The 21,316-nt window shown below is 34.8% G+C and carries 19 protein-coding genes and 1 pseudogene; 1 reads left to right on the forward strand and 19 read right to left on the reverse strand.

Annotated features, from left to right (window positions below):
- Nucleotides 1–20: 20 nt before the first annotated feature.
- From BLP54_RS06835 to BLP54_RS06890, 12 genes are all read right to left on the reverse strand, one after another.
- Nucleotides 21–332 (reverse strand): helix-turn-helix domain-containing protein, encoded by a 312-nt coding sequence (locus BLP54_RS06835; protein ID WP_176754492.1) that lies wholly within the window; start codon nt 330–332, stop codon nt 21–23.
- A gap of 67 nt (nt 333–399) precedes the next feature.
- Nucleotides 400–984, reverse strand: coding sequence for a hypothetical protein (locus BLP54_RS06840; protein WP_143001161.1), 585 nt, complete (start codon nt 982–984; stop codon nt 400–402).
- On the reverse strand, nt 974–1,168 hold the full coding sequence (locus BLP54_RS06845) for a hypothetical protein (protein ID WP_090160474.1): 195 nt from the start codon (nt 1,166–1,168) through the stop codon (nt 974–976). The genes BLP54_RS06840 and BLP54_RS06845 overlap by 11 nt, the downstream gene beginning before the upstream one ends.
- 304 nt (nt 1,169–1,472) lie before the next feature.
- Nucleotides 1,473–1,676, reverse strand: coding sequence for a DUF3990 domain-containing protein (locus BLP54_RS06850; protein ID WP_242870649.1), 204 nt, complete (start codon nt 1,674–1,676; stop codon nt 1,473–1,475).
- Between the two features lie 7 nt (nt 1,677–1,683).
- On the reverse strand, nt 1,684–3,711 hold the full coding sequence (locus BLP54_RS06855) for a hypothetical protein (protein ID WP_090168022.1): 2,028 nt from the start codon (nt 3,709–3,711) through the stop codon (nt 1,684–1,686).
- On the reverse strand, nt 3,687–4,196 hold the full coding sequence (locus BLP54_RS06860; protein ID WP_090168024.1) for a D-glycero-alpha-D-manno-heptose-1,7-bisphosphate 7-phosphatase: 510 nt from the start codon (nt 4,194–4,196) through the stop codon (nt 3,687–3,689). The genes BLP54_RS06855 and BLP54_RS06860 overlap by 25 nt, the downstream gene beginning before the upstream one ends.
- Nucleotides 4,189–4,758: a D-sedoheptulose-7-phosphate isomerase gene (locus BLP54_RS06865; RefSeq protein WP_090168026.1), complete on the reverse strand. Its 570-nt coding sequence runs from the start codon at nt 4,756–4,758 to the stop codon at nt 4,189–4,191. Before BLP54_RS06865 ends, BLP54_RS06860 begins: the two co-directional genes overlap by 8 nt.
- Before the next feature lie 3 nt (nt 4,759–4,761).
- The gene (gene rfaE2, locus BLP54_RS06870; protein ID WP_090168028.1) at nt 4,762–6,195 is read right to left on the reverse strand and encodes a D-glycero-beta-D-manno-heptose 1-phosphate adenylyltransferase; all 1,434 of its coding nucleotides are present in this window, start codon (nt 6,193–6,195) and stop codon (nt 4,762–4,764) included.
- Nucleotides 6,196–6,212: 17 nt separating this feature from the next.
- On the reverse strand, nt 6,213–7,196 hold the full coding sequence (rfaD, locus tag BLP54_RS06875; protein ID WP_242870650.1) for an ADP-glyceromanno-heptose 6-epimerase: 984 nt from the start codon (nt 7,194–7,196) through the stop codon (nt 6,213–6,215).
- Nucleotides 7,196–8,605: a glycosyltransferase family 9 protein gene (locus tag BLP54_RS06880; RefSeq protein ID WP_090168029.1), complete on the reverse strand. Its 1,410-nt coding sequence runs from the start codon at nt 8,603–8,605 to the stop codon at nt 7,196–7,198. The genes rfaD and BLP54_RS06880 overlap by 1 nt, the downstream gene beginning before the upstream one ends.
- 48 nt (nt 8,606–8,653) lie before the next feature.
- On the reverse strand, nt 8,654–10,516 hold the full coding sequence (locus tag BLP54_RS06885) for a glycosyltransferase family 9 protein (RefSeq protein ID WP_090168031.1): 1,863 nt from the start codon (nt 10,514–10,516) through the stop codon (nt 8,654–8,656).
- A gap of 16 nt (nt 10,517–10,532) precedes the next feature.
- Complete coding sequence (locus BLP54_RS06890) at nt 10,533–11,849, reverse strand: glycosyltransferase family 9 protein (RefSeq protein ID WP_090168033.1); 1,317 nt, start codon at nt 11,847–11,849, stop codon at nt 10,533–10,535.
- Between the two features lie 295 nt (nt 11,850–12,144).
- Here BLP54_RS06890 and BLP54_RS06895 point away from each other — a divergent pair, with 295 nt between their 5' ends.
- A complete protein-coding gene (locus BLP54_RS06895) occupies nt 12,145–13,584 on the forward strand; it encodes an AAA family ATPase (protein ID WP_090168034.1) in 1,440 nt (479 codons plus the stop codon).
- An 87-nt stretch (nt 13,585–13,671) separates the two neighbouring features.
- Here BLP54_RS06895 and BLP54_RS06900 read toward each other — a convergent pair whose 3' ends face one another.
- The 7 genes and pseudogenes from BLP54_RS06900 to BLP54_RS15950 all read right to left on the reverse strand — a co-directional run.
- Complete coding sequence (locus BLP54_RS06900) at nt 13,672–14,586, reverse strand: FkbM family methyltransferase (RefSeq protein ID WP_090168036.1); 915 nt, start codon at nt 14,584–14,586, stop codon at nt 13,672–13,674.
- Nucleotides 14,587–14,598: 12 nt separating this feature from the next.
- Nucleotides 14,599–16,959, reverse strand: coding sequence for a glycosyltransferase (locus BLP54_RS06905; RefSeq protein WP_090168039.1), 2,361 nt, complete (start codon nt 16,957–16,959; stop codon nt 14,599–14,601).
- A 12-nt stretch (nt 16,960–16,971) separates the two neighbouring features.
- Nucleotides 16,972–17,991, reverse strand: coding sequence for a class I SAM-dependent methyltransferase (locus BLP54_RS06910; protein WP_090168042.1), 1,020 nt, complete (start codon nt 17,989–17,991; stop codon nt 16,972–16,974).
- Between the two features lie 31 nt (nt 17,992–18,022).
- A complete protein-coding gene (locus BLP54_RS06915; protein ID WP_176754493.1) occupies nt 18,023–18,898 on the reverse strand; it encodes a TylF/MycF/NovP-related O-methyltransferase in 876 nt (291 codons plus the stop codon).
- Nucleotides 18,899–19,124: 226 nt separating this feature from the next.
- Nucleotides 19,125–19,862 carry a DUF1919 domain-containing protein gene (locus tag BLP54_RS06920; RefSeq protein WP_090168046.1) on the reverse strand — a complete coding sequence of 246 codons (738 nt, stop codon included), beginning with the start codon at nt 19,860–19,862 and terminating at the stop codon, nt 19,125–19,127.
- Complete coding sequence (locus BLP54_RS06925; RefSeq protein WP_090168049.1) at nt 19,859–20,959, reverse strand: hypothetical protein; 1,101 nt, start codon at nt 20,957–20,959, stop codon at nt 19,859–19,861. Before BLP54_RS06925 ends, BLP54_RS06920 begins: the two co-directional genes overlap by 4 nt.
- Before the next feature lie 113 nt (nt 20,960–21,072).
- Nucleotides 21,073–21,316: pseudogene (locus tag BLP54_RS15950) on the reverse strand (group II intron reverse transcriptase/maturase); the annotation flags it as partial.

Here is a 21,316-nt window from a genome sequence, read left to right on the forward strand (position 1 = left end):
GCATCCTCCTTTTTCGGATTTTATCTATCAATATCTTTTAGAACCCCTTTCAAATAAGCGAGCAAATACTTCTTATCTTTCAAATCCAATCCTTCGAGCATCCGAATAATCTCATTAACATCTAGTGGTTCACTTTCTCCACGCAGCAATTCATTAGGAGACACTCCAATAGCCTTTGAAACTAACATAATTTTATCAATTCCTGGAACCTTTCCCTTTGTCTTCCAGTCGCTTATTGTGCTTTCTGATATTCCTGTCATCTTAGACAATTGTTTTTGAGTGATTCCTTTTTCTTTCATCACATGAAATATATGCTCATTTTTATTTCCCATGTAAATAGCCTCCATATAAATAAAGAGTTCGCAAATAACGCAAACTCTCTAAAACTAAAAGTAATCTTTATAATCTCTGATACATAAAAATACAATCTTTATCATACAATGGTCTTATACGATTATGCATCTTTTGCTCTTCAGCTTCTTGCAGCCTAGAAAACCCAAATGAATCGTTATAATAATTTATCAATTTTTCATCTGGTAGAGCAAAAATATAAATCATGCGAATACCAATGATTTCCGATGCTTCTTTGATAATAGGTTTAATTATGCTTTCAAATATAACCTTTCCTATTCCTTTGGTAGAAGGGTATTTATCTCTAAATCTCTTACTTACTGCGAAATTCGATATTTCTATACCTGGTAAGGAATCAAACGAGTCCTCCAATTCAGACATATTATTTCGCGCAACAAATCCTGCTCTTAAAGAGAAAAACGCTACCATTTCATCAGTTTCTTTCATCCATACAAGATATGATCTATCTAACAATTCATCTTCATGTACAAATGAAAAGTAATTAATAAATCTCTCTACACCTACACCGCTTTCGCTAATGACCTTAAATTCTTTTATATAATCAATATCTTCTTCTGAAATATGAGTACAGTAAAGATGCTTTGATTCTGCTACGATTTTTCTATTTTTCAAAACCAAGTGATGCGAAAATTTTCTTTTCTAATTCATCTGCTTCTTGTTTCAGCTTTTCATGATTAGGCTTTGGTGTATTCATTATAATTCTAAAAATATCTTTCCCGTCACCTGTTGGTAATGCACCGATATTCGGTTTATTATAATGCATCATATTACTTTCAGGCATAATAAAACCTCTCATTTCCGCTTTCCTCCTTAATATTATAACTATGCTAACAGAGGAAGCACACTACACAATACCTTGACTATATTATAGCATGTAAACATATTAATATCAGTATTTTGTTAATATCTAAACTATTTCTAGCTACTATAAGATGTTTTACATAGAGCAACCCTGTCTTAGGAATTATATTATTCCGCTATAGCGGATTTGTCAATTCTTTTTACTCTCCCAAGCGCCTCTACAACATATGATCTTTTCTCCTTTGTTTGGCGACCAATATATTCTATTAAACTGCAGATATAGAATAAATCACTACTATTCAATTTTTACCCTCAATACTTTCTATATACTTCAACGAAGCAAGTGCTTTTGCTGAGTGAAAACTAATTTGATGTGTTGGATGCTTAAATTTTGCCAACGCCCAAAATGCTTCAAGCCACTCCTCTGTCATTTCATCAAACACCTTTATCTTTAGGTCATCTGAAAGCGTATATTCATAAATATTAAATATACCTGCATCCACCAATCACCTACAGCACATCAACTATCTTCGTCATCCTTCCAAAAAATGGGTCCTCTACTACAAGTTCCCTAAACTTGCTATCTGTTATCTCAAGTTTCCCAACCAAAGATAGCATAGCCTCGTCTAATTGCTTATTAATCACGCGCTGTTCCTCTGGCACAATACTTAGATAATCATCCACATACTCGAGGATTCCTTCCTGCATCTTCTGAACACATACTAAGTTTGCTTCACTTCTTGTTTCTGATGCATAAACAGGATTCCCATGCTCATCAAACTCGTCAACGGATGGCATTGGCGAAGTAAGAATAGTTTCCAAAATATAATAATTATCAAAGATTACACTCTTATCCCGTTCTGCTTCTGTATAGAATGATTCAATTTTCAACCCTTTGTCAGACATAAACTCTGGTTCAAGCTGTAAAAAATACAATCCACATAACTCTTGCGGCATCAGCTTTTTAAGAAAAAGCTGAGTAGTTCCCTTTGCCACGAAATCAAACACTACTGTGCATCCTGATGCCAGTCCAAGGCTATCGATATACTCTTTATAATTTATCCTTTGGACTTCTGATTTCTTTAAAATTGCCTGAGTTCTATCCTCTCCTGGTTCAATACTAATTCCAAATCTGGTTCTAAGATTTTCATCATCGCTTCCAAAAAATTTCATGCTGTCTATATAATCCAAATCCTCTTGACTCTCTATACCAGCTCTAATAGCAGCTGTCCTTGATGTAAGAAAATATACAACTTTTCCCTCTACATCAAGTCCAAGCTTATCGAAAATCTTCTCCATCAAATACCCATCTCTGGCACAGAGCAATACATTAGTCATTGATTCTTTTTTAACTTTTTCCTTAAACCAAAACGCAAAATCCAAAATCATCGGACCACAGATAAAATATCCTATGTTTCTTGCGTCAGTAATCTTGATTCTATTATCATCCGCATCAAACTGAAACGGATTTGAAAATAACTTTGAAAGCATCAAACCAATCTTCACTTTATCCGACAAATTAATGGCAGACTCTTCCAAGCCGAAACATCCTACCGATTCATACAAATCTTTTGCTCCGTATATACGATAGTAATTAATACCTGCCTCAACCGCTTTCTCCACATCCACGTACTCGTCATCTCCGATATGAAGAATTTTCCTGCCAGCATACTGCTCTTTTAAAACATCAAACAAACCATTTGCTTTAGACTTCCCATACTCAGAAGATACAAAAACATCGTCCCATAAATCTAAGCCAAATTTACCAAGCATGCCTAGCAACTGTTCTTTTGAATAATAGCAATCTGTGGTAACTACTACTATCTTCCCATTTTCATTGGCATACTTTATAACATCTGTCATTCCTTCTCTTAAAACAAATAAGGATGAATCAATTTCCCATTCCAGCTTTGCCAATTCTTTTGCGGATGCCCCATCAATAGTTCCCTCCGACAAAAGCCTCTCATATATCTCCACAAGCTTTGGTGCACCACCTACGGATAGTTCCTTTTCGACTGCAATTCTTTTTGAAGCAAAACCCGAAATTTCAGTCCCATTCCTTTTCAAGGCAGACTCTACCAAATAAAATACATCAGTATAAAACAATACTTTTCTACCAATAAACGTATCAAACAGATCAAAGCCAATCACATCTGCTTTATCGATAGCAGTCAACAAGTCCCTCTTCGTATATACGTTAATTCCACTAAAATCAAACTTAGCTTCCTTTATTTCTAATAAATCATTCCCGCGAACATCATATACGGAAATTCCGTTTTCAAGGCAGACTTCCCTAATCCTTTTCGCAATTACCTTACACGAACCAGGACGAGCTACGACAATAATCTGCTGCACCCCTGCTTCCACCGCCTTCTGCAGTGAAATAATTGGATAGCCATAAAGCTCCCCTTCTTCTCTAAACCCATCTAACAATCCAATAATTTTAGGCCCACCTCCCCACTGGGAAATGAGCCTTTCTGTTTCTGTGCCTAAACCATATAATGCAATTTTTTCTACTGCCAACTCTTCACTTTGCATACAACATCATCCCAATCAACTGCATCTCTTCCTAACAATATCCCCCGAACTGGAGCCTCATTGCATATCGCCAAATCTCTTTCCTTATCTCCTATGGCGATGCTCCTACTCATATCGATATTAAAATCCTTTTGTGCCTGCCAAAACAATCCCGTCTTTGGCTTTCTGCATTCACACTCACATCGATATTTCTCAACTACTGCATCTGACAAATGTGGACAGTAGTAGCTAGCAGAAATGTGCACACCTTTTAATTCCAAATCATCCTTAAGCCATGAATCGATTATCTTGTAATCCTCTTCAGTGTAATATCCTCGCCCTATTCCAGATTGATTGGTCACAACAATCAAAAGATACCCCAAATCCTGCAACGCTCTAAGCCCTTCAACCGCACCTGGCAAATACTCAAAATCCTCTATCTTATATAAATAATCCTTATCAATATTTATTGTCCCATCTCGGTCAAGAAAAACTACTTTATTCATAATCTTCCTCAGCAATCTCGCAGATAATATGACCAATCATAATGTGTGATTCCTGAATTCGCGCGGTATTCTCACCAGGTACAACAATAGGAATATCCACAACATCCTTAATTTTTCCTCCCGTTTTTCCCAATAACCCTATGGTCTTCGTTCCATGCTTCTTAGCCTCTAAGATAGCTCGATAAACATTTTCAGAATTTCCACTGGTACTAATTCCAATGACAACATCTGCAGAATGTGCTATTCCACTGAGGATTCTCGCATATACTTCGTCATAGCTATAATCATTTGAGATGGCGGTCAAAGCAGCAATATCAGCATTCAAAGATATTGCAGGCAATGATTTACGTTCTTTTTGAAAACGTCCAGAAAGCTCCGCTCCAATGTGAATTGAATCCGACGCAGATCCACCATTTCCGCAAAGATAAACTTTTCCACCATCAATAAAGGTCTGCTTTACCAACTTTCCCGCAGCCTCAATCCTACTGAGTAGTTCCTTGTCTTCAAGAATATTCTTTTTTACAGCTATACTCTCTGCAATTCTGTCTTCAACAATCCCCATTTTTTAGCTCCTTTTCATCTTCTCTACAATACCAGTAGTTGATTTTCCCGGAACAAAATCTATAATCTTTACTTCCCCTCCATTTGCCATTACAAAGTCCGCACCTGCTATTTCTTCCACTTTGTAGTCTCCACCTTTTACAAGAACATCTGGTGCAATCTTCTCAATTAATCCCGCTGGTGTATCCTCCTTAAATTCCACAACGTAATCCACAAAATCAAGAGATGATAATATCGTCATCCTATCTTTGCACGTATTGATAGGGCGTGATTCTCCTTTCAATCTCCTTACTGAATCATCACTATTAACTCCAATCACGAGGATATCTCCCAACCTTTTAGCCTTTCGCAAATACGTAATATGCCCTACATGTAAAATATCAAAGCAGCCATTCGTAAATACGATTTTCTTTCCACTGTCTTTGGCGCGGACAAGAGGGTCTAATCCGCCTTCGTGATAGTAATCCAAGATGCCCGCAGCCTTTGAGCGACCATCATCCTGCATTGCTGCACATACTTCGTCAGGATACACAATGCTTGTACCAACTTTTGATACCTGAACACCTGCTGCATAATTCGCAACAATCATGGCATGCTCGATGTCAGTGCCCTTCACCAATTCCGCTGCAAGGTATGCAATAGAGGTGTCTCCTGCACCAGTAACATCGTAGACTTCGCTGGCTACACTTTTGATACTACTTAACAAGCCATCCTTATTTACTAATATCATTCCATCTGCACCAAGAGTAGCTAACACATATTCACATCCTGCCTTAATACATAATGTTTTAGCTGCCTCTACAGCAGATGCAACTGTACTGGTGTCGCATCCTGAAAGTTCCGCCAGTTCTTTTCTATTCGGTTTCAACAGCGTTGCTTTACTGTACTTCGAAACATTTTTATCTTTAACATCAACTAATGTTTTAATACCATATTTATTAGCAAGTTCAATTATCCTTTTCGTAGTATTATCAGTTAGAAACCCCTTTAAATAATCCGAAAGGATGATTAGTCCAAAATCCTGTATGCCAGCCTCTAGGCTTTTAAAAGCATCATCCAAAAAATCATCGGAAATTGGGCTGGTATCTTCTCTATCTACTCGTAGTATCTGTTGATTACCTGGGCCAATATAACGTAATTTCGAAATCGTTTTGTAATCGTCTTTGACAAGCAAATAATCTGTTTCAATACCGCTGTCTTCCAACTGTTCTTTTAATATGTTTCCATAATTATCATTACCTGAAATAGCAAAAAACACCGTAGGCACTCCTATAGCCGACACGTTGACAGCTACATTGGCAGCACCTCCCGGTGAATATTTTCTGTTTCCTTTTTCTAAAAATACTGGCACTGGCGCCTCTGGAGATATTCTGTTAACATCTCCGAAATGATATGAATCAAGCATAGCATCGCCAACGACCAAAATTTTCTTCCCCATATCAGCCCCCGTTTATACTAATAAACCATCTTATTCTTAGCTAAATGATTAATTACATAATCCTTCACACCAGCATCTACATCCATAAACTCATCAGTGTAGCCTATGTCACGTAGCTTTCCCATTTCAGCTTTAGTATGATACTGATACTTTCCCCTCAAATGTTCCGGCATTTCTATAAACTCAATATTAGGCTCTTTTCCAACTGCATAAAATACTGCAGAAACCAACTCTTCAAAAGTCTGAGCTCTGCCAGTACCGACATTATAAATTCCACTATATTCAGGATGCTCGATAAAATATTTGATTACATTACATACATCCTTTACATATACAAAATCCCTCTCTTGCGCACCATCCGCATACTTTGGATTGCAAGATTTAAATAGTTTTATCTTTCCAGTTTCCACCATTTGATTATATCCGTGAAAAACCATGCTGGCCATGCTGCCTTTACAATATTCATTAGGTCCATAAACATTAAAGAACTTGAGACCTACATATTGAGAAGGAGTCTTATCCTGTTTCAATGACCACTGATCAAACACTTGCTTTGAATAGCCATAGCCATTTAGTGGACGTAATTCATTAATATTCATCTTGTCATCAAAACCATTCTCGCCATCGCCATATGTAGCAGCAGAGCTGGCATAAATAAGTGGTATATTTCGTTTTGTGCAAAAATTCCACATAGCCTTAGTATATTCAACATTATTAAGCCATAAGTAATCGAAATTCAGCTCAGTTGTAGATGAACATGCCCCCATGTGGATAATAATATCAGTATCATCATATTCACCAGATGCTAATTCAGGCAAAAAACGGTCTTTATTAACGTATTTACGATATCTTTTATTAACCAGATTCATCCATTTATTTGTAGAGCCAATATTATCTACAACTACTATATCCTCAATGCCATTATCGTTTAGCATCCTAAGCACGCAGCTCCCTATAAAACCAGCTCCACCTGTTAATATGACTTTCATATTGTTTTTCATTACTTGCCCCCTAATACTTCATCTACCTTATCCATCACCATCTCTACTGTAATATTCTCCATACATAAAGGCTTTTCATACCCTTTTGCACATTGATACATATTTTTGTACAATCCAAAACATCCATTACAATCCTTAGATACAATATTAATGTTTTGCTTGTACCCATATATTTCTACTGGAGTTGGACCAAATAATACTACACACTTGGTTCCTAACTGCGTGGCCATATGTACCAATCCACCATCTATATCGATATGTAGGCGTGAATTCTTTAAAATATATGCCAGATTTTCAAATGGTTCTCCTTTAAAGCTACAATTCACTCCTTTGATAGTCTCTGCAGCGGCATCTCCAACCTGTATTACAATCATTCCTGGATGCCTTTTGTAAATCTCCTCCACCAGATTATTAAATTTCTCTAACGCCCATGCCTTAGAAACCAAGCTTCCATCAGAACATTTTCCGTTTCCATAATTAACTGTGATGTATTGCTTTTCCATAATATCCTGATATAAAAACCACCTTTTTCCACCCTCAGTCAGCAGTATATCCACCTTATCTGAAATATTTAAAGCATCTCCGCATCCAAACCACGAATAGCAATTCTGCCCAAGATAGATTCTCCGTCCCATTAAAGAATACAAAGGGGTCTTCATATTTGCCGACTCATTGTCGCAGAATTCTATAACACCATTTACGGCTTTCACAAATGACTGGTTCTCTGAAAAAATCCCATCATTAAATCGATCAACTCTAATATATGCCCCACCCTCAATAAAGATAGCTAGTGCATATTTTTCATGATTCAACTCATATCTTATTCCTATATTAGGGATAATTGCGTTTATGTGCTCATCATCTTCATAGAGATACTCCAGCATTTCCTGTGTATCTACGTTAAAAATGTCTATTAGGCACCCATCTTCTAAATCGCAAATAGCTTTTACAAAACTTTTTTGAATAATCATATCGCCAATACCACCAGTTACGGATATGGCAATCGATTTTTCTGTAAGCTCATATGCAGGGTTTTCAACTAGTTCCGAATCTGCACCGCCAAAAATATTAATGTTCTCAGTATCCCTTAATAACGTATATACGATTTTAGATTCAGGTACATCTTCAGCCTTTAAAACTAACAGTATTTCATTTAGCCAATCTGCTTTTTGAAGAGCAATTACTACATAATCATATTGTAACTCTTTTATAGAATCTGGCGCATACACCGGAACTCTCATATTACTGTAATTGAAATAATTCTTATCAATCATACCAACCACTTCACAATAACCAGTAATTAAAATTTGGCGCAAGTACTCCTGCCCCATCACTCCAGTGCCATAAATCAACACTTTCGAATGAGGCTTTATTTTTTCGTATGGAAATAAATATTGGTATGAATCCATACTATCTCCTCATAAAGCTAATATTAATTCCGACAGTTACCTAATTTCTTATCCACTTAACACCCTAGCAACAATCTTTTCCCTTGGCACTCCATGCTCTACAAGGAATCTCTTTACCTCCTCAGACACCTTACGACTCTGAATCGCGATTACAACATAGTCATAGTCAGACTCTTGCAAAGTCGCAATATGATTTGGCTCATAGCAAACCACGTCAGCATTCTCACGATTCCATATTTCTGGCTTTCTGTCTAATATGCAAACCACATCCGCATACTTAGTCTGCTTCAACTCTTCTACGTAGGATTTTCCAGAGATTCCAGCGCCATATATAACCACTCTGCTACGTCTCTCTACTAAATCAAATGGAAAATAAGCATGATACTCATCATCCTTTAATGCATATAAACGCAAAACATCTATGTAGGCATCTTCTCCATTTTTAGCCATAAACCAGGATGCTCTATGCTGACCGTCCTGGATTAGATTATTGCTATCTATAATCACATATTTCTTTTGACTAATTCCCTCATTATCCAGCTTTTGATATAGCTCAGCACACTTCGATAACGAGTGCACATCGTCACCAAAATCTGACCGCAGCTCATTAACATACTTTTTATATACGTCAACATCACCATGAGCCATTGCATATGCTGGGGAGTCCTTCAAAGATTTTATCGCAAATCTACCATTTACTGGAAAATGAGCCTTGAGACTTCCAACTGGTACCTTTTCTATCTCATAATGAAGAACGCACATATTACTTAGAAAAGCTCTCTTATATGTTTCATCAAGTATAATATCCGCATCTTGGTACAGCTGTTCATTACACGAATCCAAACACTTATCATTATTCTTTATTCTATTCAGACAATCCCAAGCAACTATCCTTTCAAACACCTTGCCAGGAGTTATAGACTCCATGCATGGCGGCACATCAAATCCTCTAGGACATCTATCCATCCAATAATCTACAAGCCTTGCGCACCAATGAGGACATCCTTCGGATGTGATATTGATATTATCATCATATCCACAGTACTCTGCTGGAGTATGTCCAAATAAAACAACAGAAGTCCCTGCATCCATGGCTCGCCTATAATGAACCATGCCACAATCTCCATCGATATGCAGCCAGGCATGCTTTAATACAATCCCAAGTTCATTCCAGGATGTTTTGCTTAACAAATCTACATCCACGTCTGGAATTCTTTCACTATTACTTTCTTCTCCCAACTGAACATTTTTTTTATCGGGATAATATAAATGCAGTAGACTAATCAGCTTCTCATAATGTGAGATTGGCCATAACCTTGGATTCTCTTTATTTGATGAAGATGGCGTTGCCCCCCTCTGTATCGTGATGTACGAGCCATCTTCCAATCCGTATTTACGAAGAAATCCCAAGTCATCATTTATTTCAAGCTTCCAAGAATAGCTTCTTTCCATGCCCAAAATTGACATGGCATCCATTCCATTTAAAACGTTCTTTTTGTTATTGATTCCATAAACATAAGCCTGATAATTCTCGTTAGGGTGACTAAATCCATATCTCCTAAATGGTTCATTTGAAAACTCACGCCAACGAGATAACAACTGATGCAACTTCGGACTCAATACTTCCACAGATTCCGCTTCATTCAACACATCTGGATAAAACTCCAACTGAACAAAAGCATCACAGTCATAACCCATGTTGCTCTTATCAGGTGTATAGTAGGCAGATATAAACGACTGATTTTCCATCAGCAAATTGTTGAACTCTACAGACTTATGGCCAAACACCACGATATCAACCTTCTCCCCATCAAGGTATTTAGCTACGCAATATATAAAGTTCATCTGAACAAATCTGTTTCCCGCTCCACCGTCCATAAGAAAGGCGAGCTTTAAACTCTTTTCATTCATAACTCACACCGCCCTTTCACAATAGACTTTGTACTGACTCAAATACCAACCCTGGCGTTATAGATTTCATGCACGCAAAATCATCATTCTCTCTGATGCACTTTTTGCTCCAATCTAAAGTAACCCACTCACATGGATATGGGCAGGCATTAGTTCGAATATTTATATTTTCTGAATAACCAAAGAATTTTTCTGATGTCGGTCCAAATAAAACAATGGATTTGCCACCATGAAGTGCGTGGCGAAGATGTACATTTCCCCCTTCAGTATCGATATGTAATTGGGAATACTTTAATAGTGCCATCCACTCTTTCGATGATGTCTTTCCAACCAAATCAATATCTGCGCTGATTTTACCTTTAGTATCCTCATGGGGTGCCCCTATTAAAACAATTGGCAATACCGGATAATCTTTCTTAATATAAGAAATCAATTCATTGTAATATTCTATAGGCCAGAGCTTACTACCATCCTCGGAATAATACTTTGGATCACAACCACGATGAATAGTAATAAACCCTCCAGCTTCTAGTGACATCCCCTTTAGCAGAGACTCTCCTGGTTCGATATTACATTTAAAATTCTCATCTATTCCCAATATTCCATCTATATCCGGCTGCTGTATCCTCTTTTTACCAATGATTTCTTCATGCAAACAACTTCCGCCATCTGGCACGATTCCTCGTTCAAAATAACGAAGATTAAAAAGTCTAAACTTTTCGCACACAAATATATAATCCACCAACGGAGGGCATATAGCAGCTATTTTTTCCATTTTTGAAAAGAGAATTTCGGGATACCTTATGACTCTAATATATAAATCACACTTCGCTTCGAATGAAGAATCATCTTCATCACAAATGGCGTACTCTTTTACACAATTAAATCCTTCAATAAGCTCAGATGAAATACTTCTCTTTTCATCCGTCTCCAAATACAGCTCCACCTTATTGCCAAAATGATTTTTAAAATACCAAACATAATTTAGATTGATAAGGTTATCTCCCAAACCACCTATCAATCTAAAAACAACTCTGAGCTTCCCTTCGGACACATTTATCTTCATTACATCATTAAGATATAATATGTCATCGCGCTGAACACCGAGTTCAACTAATCGATTCGTTATCTCATAACTCTGATTCGGAGTAACAAGTATTGCATCATAATCTATATTGCAAGTCTCTTCTGGGCTTATCACTTCAAAACCCGCAATATTCTTCCCTTGCTTTTCTGGCGCACCATCAACAAGACCAATCACCTCATAATTGGCCTTTATCCATCCAATACATCTTGTGAAGTTGTTCCCTAATCCATATACAAATACTTTCATTTCTACTTTTACTAGTGTAAATCGAAAATCTTTGCGTTTGTAATATTCCCCACAGTACGTTTATTTATGTAATAATTATATAAAAACACCCTATAGTTTACAATGCAATTGCCTGTTGGTCATTGAATTGTCACACTTCAGCTCTTCAATTACTCATAGCATCCATATATGCGGCTTTAGCTGATTATTGTACAGTTTCTTTACAATAACCAGCTGAACAAAGTATATTTTTGCAATTGTCAGCTAATTATTGTATAGTTATTATGTAATTAACATATAAAGGAGGCTATGATTCATGATTGGAAGAAAAGCGGAATCAGAAAAACTTATAGAACTTTATAATAGAAACTCTTTTGAACTCGTTGCTATTTACGGAAGAAGGCGTGTAGGTAAAACATACCTTGTTGACGAGGTGTTTTCAGATAAGCTTTCTTTCAGACATGCTGGTCTATCTCCTGTTGAAACTGGAAAAAACGAAAAAGCCAGGCCTCTTAAACAACAGCTTCAAGCCTTTTACTATTCCTTGCTTTCATATGGAATGAAAAAAAGCCACTGTCCAAAGGACTGGCTAGAAGCATTTTTCATGTTAGAAATGTTTTTACAGGAAAAAGACGATGGTTCCAGACAAGTTATTTTCTTGGATGAACTTCCATGGATGGATACAAATAAATCTGGATTCATCACTGCATTTGAAGCCTTCTGTAATGGATGGGCTTCACATCGAAAAAATGTAATGGTTGTGGTTTGTGGAAGTGCTAATTCTTGGATTCTGGATAAACTAATAAATGATCAGGGCGGTTTGTATGACAGAGTTACATACGAGATGCATTTGGAACCATTTTCTTTAAAGGAATGTGAAGATTTTCTTAAAGAACGGGGCACAGCTTTATCTAGATATGATATAGTTCAAAGTTATATGCTTGTGGGTGGTGTGCCTTACTACCTCAATTATCTACAAAAAGGAAAAAGCCTTTCACAAAGCATAGATTCTATGTTTTTTGAAAAAAACGCCCAACTAAAAGATGAGTATCGTAGACTATTTGCCTCTACATTTAAGAATCCTGATAAGATACAAAAAATTGTCGAAGTTTTAAGCAAAAGAAGTTCAGGATTCACAAGAAACGAGATATCAGAAAAAGCAGGAATATCAAATGGTGGAACCCTCACCGAGATGCTCAGCGCTCTTATTGCCAGTGATTTTATTATGAAATATGTTCCATTCGGACTTAGCAAAATGGACGAGCATTATAAACTAATCGATCCTTTCTGCATTTTTTATTTAAAGTTTGTTAAAAATCGAGATAAACTAGACGGACAATTTTGGCAACAAAACACATCCTCCAATTCAATCTCTTCTTGGAGAGGCTACGCTTTTGAAAATGTCTGTTTTAATCATATACATCAGATCAAAACTGCTCTCGGAATACCAGCAATCAGCTCTGAAGAATCTGCATGGTCAAAGAAAGCAGATGATGAAGAAGGCGCACAAATCGACCTTATTATAGTAAGGAAAGACAATGTAGTTAATATGTGTGAAATCAAGTTTTATGGAGATGAATTTGTCGTCAATAATAAATACGAACGGACAATTAGAAATAGACAGATGCTCATTTCAAATATGGTTAACAAAAAATCAATCGTACATAATACTTTGATTTCAACATACGGACTCAAAGCCAATGAATATAGCTCAATATTTGATAATGTGATTACTCTAGATGATTTATTTATGTAGTCACGCTCTCATCTCTTCTCAATAAAAGTACATCATCGACAAAGCAGCGGCTTTTTAACATTTTACCCAGTTGACCGCTGCTTTGTTCTATTCCATCGACATATGGCTCACCACATTGCTATACTTCTTCTGCACATAGATATTGTTCTCCCCTATCCTGCAGAATTTGTAATAGCCTTTGCCATCCAGCATATCATCAAATTTATTAATATCTTTCTCTCGAACTTCAACACAAATAACCTTCGGTCCATCTTTCAAAAAATCATAACTTTCAAGAACCTCATAATCTAACCCCTCAATATCACAATCTAAGAAGTCAGGGAATCCATCAGGGCAATACTCATCTATAATAGACTTTAATGTCACAACCGGAACATCGATAGTCTTTTTCACTTCCATATCTCTCATTTCTTCTTTAACGAAAGAATTCCGACCACAGCAGTCATTTGCCATATAAAACTTCAAAACACCTGTTTTTGCTGCAACTCCACGGTTTATATTTATATCCTCGGTCTTAAAAATATTTACAATATCAATAACCTGAGGACTAGCATCTATGTTAATTCCTCTACACCCATTTATATATAATGCGATAGTATTACTACATTTACTAGGATGATTACACCCCAAATCAATATATGACGGCTTCAATATATTAATTCGAGAAAAAATAGCTTCTACTATTAAATCATCTGCATGTTGTCCCCAATATGAATTTCCTAGAATATTCATTTTATAGTCATCAACCTCAGATCCATAAATCACTATTTTCTCCGGATCTACCCCCATATTAATTAATTGCTTATATATATCTAAAAAAATATTTGGCGTTATAATAATCTTATCAAACGATGTTTCTCTTATATATTCTGGCGATTTTATACTATGACCAATTTCTTTATATTTGTTATCTACAACCGCTAAAATATTATATTGATTTTCTAATTTTTCTTTTAGTTTTCTATAATTATCTCCAGCACCAAATACAATTACTCTTTCCATAATGTACCCCCATCACAATACACCATCTAAATAAGTACATACTTCGCCAAATACATTTTCAGGCTTTATACTTTCCATACATATTGGTTTTTTATATAACGGACATTCAAAATACCAATCCGGCGTTGTTCCCATACATCCGTTACATTTCTGACTTACTATATTTATATTTTGATCATACCCATAATATTTTACTGGAGTTGGACCAAATAATACTACGCACTTTGTTCCCAATTGAGTTGCCATATGCGTAATTCCCCCTTCTCCGTCAACATGTAATAATGAATTTGCCAACACATATTTTACTAATCCTAATTTTTCTCCAGCAAGCAACCTATCTGCCCCACTAATAATCGTACTATCTGCATCTCCTAATTGTATAATCTCAATATTAGGGTACTTTTCTTTAAACAGTTTGCAAAAAGATGAAAAATTATCTTTACTCCATATTTTGATCTGTTGCTGTACAGTATCTTTCTTTATCTTACCTGCCGAACAATTAATTGTTATATAACTATTGAGATCAAGCCTTTTAAAACTTTTATAATAATCCTCATCTAACTCAAGACGTGAATCCTTATCTTTTATCCCCCATACATTTCCATCACCTAATGTGGCATATCTATTCTGATTCAATAATTCCGCACACTTAATAATAGCTAAATCATGATAACTTTTTTCATCATTAAAACCACTACTCACTCTTAGATTGTGTACTTTCTTCAATTTTTCAAATAACTCATTTGAAAATGATTTTATCCTCGACTCATCCCAATAGATTACATGCATCAATTGTCTAACCGATAAGAATAAATCATATTTCCTTACATCGACCTTTCCATTGGCAAAAATTACCCCTACATAATGTTCTCTTCCAAAAACAGCATCCATCCCCTCTACATCAGTATAAATATCCATTTTTATCTTATCTGAATACTCACTAATTTTACGACAAAGAGAAAGTGCAGTTATACAATCTCCTATACCACCTTTTACTTGAAATGCTATACATAAAAACGCTTTATCTGGTCTGATATCATTCTCTTTTTGTAATTCTAAAAATTTATCATCTGACAATGGAAATTCAGAGTGCCTTCTATATATAGATACTATCTTCTCCGAAGGCACACCCCTACTAATCCACTCTCTATATAGCTCATTAGAAATTAACTCATTATCAACTGCAATTACATAATAATCAACATTTAACAAACCCGTTATCTCATCAGGATATAAGACAGGATATCCATGCATACATAGTTTTTCCACTTCCTTGTCGCTAATATATTCTATTTTACAATAGCCCGTAGCTTCTATCTGCTTTAAATATGCTGTCCCCATCTTCCCTAATCCATACAATATAATCCTGCTGTCTTTTGGGACAAATTCATATAAAAATAAAAACCTTTTAGATATATTTTCAATAATAGTTTGCGACCATTTCCCATAACTAGACGTTATATGCTCTGTTAAAATTTTTTCCAGTAAATCTTCATCCGCAGGAATAGTATACGGAATCCTTTCTTTATTTATTAGCCAGCGACTATAATCAATACATATATGTTTTAAAATATTAGAATTGTATTTTTCTAAAGCGTCAGAAAAACTTTCATTATCTGACTCTCTATTCAATTCTGTTAATGATCTATAAACTGTTAATCGAGCAGCCAATCTTTTCGCATAATTTACCGATACGGATATAGATCCTTCTCTTCTAAAATATCCATAATAACGATCATTAATACATTTTACTTTCTTTGCATAGTATAAAACACGAGGTGTATGCTCTGTATCTTCATGAATTATATTTTTAAAGAACAACTTATTATCCATTAACAATCTTCTTTTATATATAATCCCCCAAACACACGGAACAAAATCATCATTCTCTATTAATTCTGCAAATAGTTTTTTTCCGCTTTGTACCTTTGAATAATCGAACCCCTTATTTAATTTTATTCTACTATACTCATTTTCTAATCTTTCATTCTCATATACTTGCTCGCACTCAAACATTAAAACATCTATAGAATCTGGTCTCTCTAGATGATTCACTGCTTTCTCAAGACATCCTTCATCTAATATAAAATCATCTGAATCTATAAACCAGACATATTCTCCTTGAGCCAATGATAATCCTACATTTCTTGAGCCTGAGAGGCCTAAATTTTGTTTATTTCTAACAATTTTTATTCTAGAATCTAACTCTGCACATTCGTATAATATCTCTAAAGAATTATCTGTAGAGCAGTCCTCAACACAGATTACTTCAAAGTTTTTATAAGACTGGGATAAAACGCTTTCAATACATCTTTTTAATAAATGTTCAACATTATAGACCGGGATAATTATACTTATTCTAGGATTAGTCATTGCTTTCCCCTTCTAGAAAATAGAATTGATTATTTCTTTTTTTACAAATTTTTCCGCCTTAGTCAACAACTCGCTATGAATATCTTCATTTGAACAGGTATCTAAGAATATATAGTTATCATCACTATTCAGTAAGAAATCCAGTTGTCTAATCTTACCGCTCATTTCACCCAAAACGTTATCTACCGCATAATAGTCATTATAACGATAATAATACTTCAGAAGCATTTCACACAGTTTTCCATTCCTTCCATAAGGATAAATAATAATAGTTTTATTATAAGGAACTAATATATCTAATTTTTCTTTTATCGTATCATATATAACAGGGTTAGCTACCATGTAATGAATTGTTTCTGAAAGTTTATTTTCAAAAATGGTTACACAATGATTTAGTATTTCTGGATGAACCACATCTTCTACACCGTCATATTCTATATCTAGAAATTCACCCTTTCTAAATATTAAAATATTTTGTCTCCTCCAGTGGTTTAATCTTTCATCTTTCCAGAATTTTTTTCTTATTGAAAAATCTACCCCATATCCTCTATCCCTAAATTTCTTTATCCAATAACTCTGCCATTGTTCATTCACATGATGTACTCCACCCTGTCCAGGGATTGCAGCCGAAAATAGAATATTATCTGAAGCATTCGTAATATTATCAATAAAAATATCCGCGTATTCTTCTTCCAAATGTTCTGCGACTTCTAGGGACATAGCCAAATCATACTTTTTATCCAATTTAATGCTATCTCTAAGATCTACCGCTCTAAACTCTTGGCTTTCTATTGATAATCTCTCTTCATTTACATAGTCTCCATCGAATCCCAAAATTTCGATATTACTACCATTCTTTTTAAACTGTGCCAGCCAGTTTCCTTCTGCACATCCAAAATCAACAACACTTTTTGGGTTAATTCTATCAATTATATATGGAACGACTATCTCTTCGTCTAATTTTATTTTGTTTATGTCATCATAAAAATTCTCATCATATATATGACTAACTCTTTTATTTTCAATACTCATATATATATATAACCCCTCCCAATAGTTTTCATCACTTAGTAAATGCTACTGTGCAATTATCATTTAGCAATATATATCCTATTTCTTTCTCTGAACTAAAATCCTTTACTGCCTTTTTTGCTCCTTCCCATATTGTATAGTCATGAACAAAAATACATCCTCCAATATTTAACCTATCCCAAAAATATATTAACCCCTCATATATAGGCTTATACAAATCCATATCCAAATTTACGAATGCAAACCTTTCCTCCATCCCATCTGCACTATCAGGAAATAGCCCTTTTTTTATAATAACTTTATTTGGATATCTCATTCTGCTCATAACGTAATCGACTGACGTATCATTTAATAAATCTATCCATGAATCAGTTTCTTCACTGTTGTCTTTTGTTCTATCAACACTGTTTTTATCAAAACCCTCAAAAGTATCAAATAAATATAGTTTTCTATCAGGAAAAAGTATATTTATATATTTCGCAAAGTCACCTCTATAAACACCGGCTTCACACACAGCCCCTTGTATACCGTCCATATATATTCTCTTTGCAACTGCAGAAAGAGCTCCTACTCTTCTATCATTTGATAGTATGAGTGGGTTTGTTGAAAAAAGATCTATTATTTTCTCCTTAGGAACATCTATTAAACTCAACCTTATTTCTGTATAAACAGCTGGATTATCTGATGTAATTAGTACTATCCCTTCCTTTTTTAGTTTTTGCTTCATATCCTTCCCGCTAATTACATTTCCACCACTATATTTCGAAAGAAAATTATCTACCGGTATTACTTCCTTTTTGGGTGCAATTAGTTTTATTTCTTGATATAAATGCTTTCCGTGATTTCCAAATGGATATATATATATTTTTTCGTTACCTACTTTCTCTAATATCTCTATTACATCCATATTCTCTTTCCCTCGTTCCATTTTTTGCTAATCTATGGCATTTTTACTGTGACTTTTTTTCTTATACACTAAGAAATAATCTTTTTAAGTTTTCCCGTTAACAATAACTCATATGGATCATAATAAAATTTCTTTCCAGCAGCCATATCATTAACAATCTTAAATAAAAATTTCTCACTATGTTTCTTTAAATCTATGTATTCTACGTTATCTTGATGATTATAATTTAGTATTTTTGTCGTAAAACATATTTTTTCTCATGTGGAAGATTTAAAAATTCTAATACGTCCTTTTCCTCTTCCTCTATTGTCATAAACAAAATGTTATTCCAATTAATTCGTTCCTTTCTTTTATTCCAGTAATATACAGCTTCACTAAATGTTTTGTAGTGGTTAAAATATAACAATATGTCGCCACACATGGCTACCGGATATTCTAATCCTTGCGCAGGATCCCATTCCCATTTATAAAACTGTAATTCCTGCCTCATGTACTCTTTCGGCCTTTGAGCAATTTTCATAAAATCAGTGTGTGTTTCAAACATATTAATCAACGGAGAAGAAAATCTTAAACCACAATAATTATATGTTACCCCACCCCAACAATTTCTACTGATAATACTAACTGGATTGAGTGTTAGTTCTTTATACGCCTCAAAAGTGAATCCAATTGTAGTTATTAGCCTGTATGGTACCAACTGCCAACTTTCAAAACCAATACTATTAGCCTCTTGTTTGATATTATCCAATATATTTTTATTCTCTATCATCAAAATCACATAATCGTAGTCTTCATTCTTAATCTCACACTTTTTTATGAATGGTATTCCCAAAAAACTATTAAAATATTTCTCATCAGATGTTATTGCAACTATATCAACTATATTTTTTATCCTGTAATATTCTAATAATTTGTAATTCTCTGCAAAGCATTTTCCAGTCCCCCATACAAGTGATCTTATCATATCTCTCCTCGCTCCTCTACATATCCCAGATATCGCTCTAAAGTATGTATTGCATCTTCTTTATAATAATCATTTTCAGGTTTCTGCCAGTAATTGAACATCGATGCCCATATAAAACTTGTTCTTATTTCCTTAGGTAATTCTATAATCAATTGTTGTGAAATAATATTGCCATCTTTATATGACAATTCAATTGTAGTATTTGCAAAAGAAATAAATATAAACTTGTCTTTTTCTTTCACAAGTCCTAAATAAATACATGGAAGAATGTCTTTATAATTGTTTATTTTATATTTTTCATCCAATACAAATTGCGCTTTTTTCCCCGTCTCTTTATTAAAAATAATAATTCCCTCAACACTATGCAAAAGAAAAAAACACTTACCGATTTGATAAATTCTTATTAAATTCCCTTGGTCAGATTCAATACCAGTATTAATTATCTCTAATAATTCCCCCTCTTTATTTATCCCATATATCCTCTCCAACGAAGTTGTGTATAACCATAATTTTTCTTTTTCTATTTCATCAGGTATTATCGACATTATCTTTTCATTAATGGGAATATCGTACATATACAATTCACCAGAACTATATTTCCATAATTTTTTTTCATCTGTTCCAGGAATAAAGATATCTCCTCCAAAGATAAAAGGCAGCCATGATTTATGAATTCTACCATCAGAATACTTATGTCTTTGCACAGCACCACCTAATAAATCTATTTCGTATATTGCAACATTAGAACTATGCGTCACTATTATTAATTTACTTTCGCAAACAAATCCTTTTTCTGAAGTATCCGTTTTTTTACTTAACGGATCTATTAGCTCAAAACTTTTCCTCTTAAAATTATATAATGCAACTGGCTCATATAAATATCCTGGGATTAAAATAATATTTTCCTCAAAAAAGCATATTGAATTCACCATTGTTATGCCTATTCTTTTCAATTCTACAGGTGTAATCTCACACTTTACTTTCTCCGAAATTCCCTTTAAATAATATAGACCGCCAACAACTCTATCACTAAAAAAAATATATTCTTCATTTCTCTCAATTGGCCACGCATGAACCTCTCTTATATTTTTTTTCATATGCTAGCTCTCCATCTAATTAATAATCGAGTAGGAGGAATTTCTCATAAGTGAGAAATTCCGACCTCTCACACCACCGTGCGTACCGTTCGGTACACGGCGGTTCAATCAACTTAACAAGTAACACACCTTTCGGTGTAGTAATCTAACATTGAGACTAATCCAAATGAGGTTAGTCTCTTTGTACTTATAGCCTTTTGTACCCATCCATTGTGAGCGAGTCTTGCATATCTGTCTCCACAATAGGAGATGTTATACGCTGCCCATCTTGGTACGTCCAGCTTCATCAAATTCTTAGCTCTATTCTGCGGAGTCTTCCAATGCTTCCAAATACACATACGAAGTCTGAATCTGATG

Origin of the sequence: Pseudobutyrivibrio sp. 49 (assembly GCF_900100545.1) — a bacterium.
Taxonomy (GTDB): Bacteria; Bacillota; Clostridia; order Lachnospirales; family Lachnospiraceae; genus Pseudobutyrivibrio.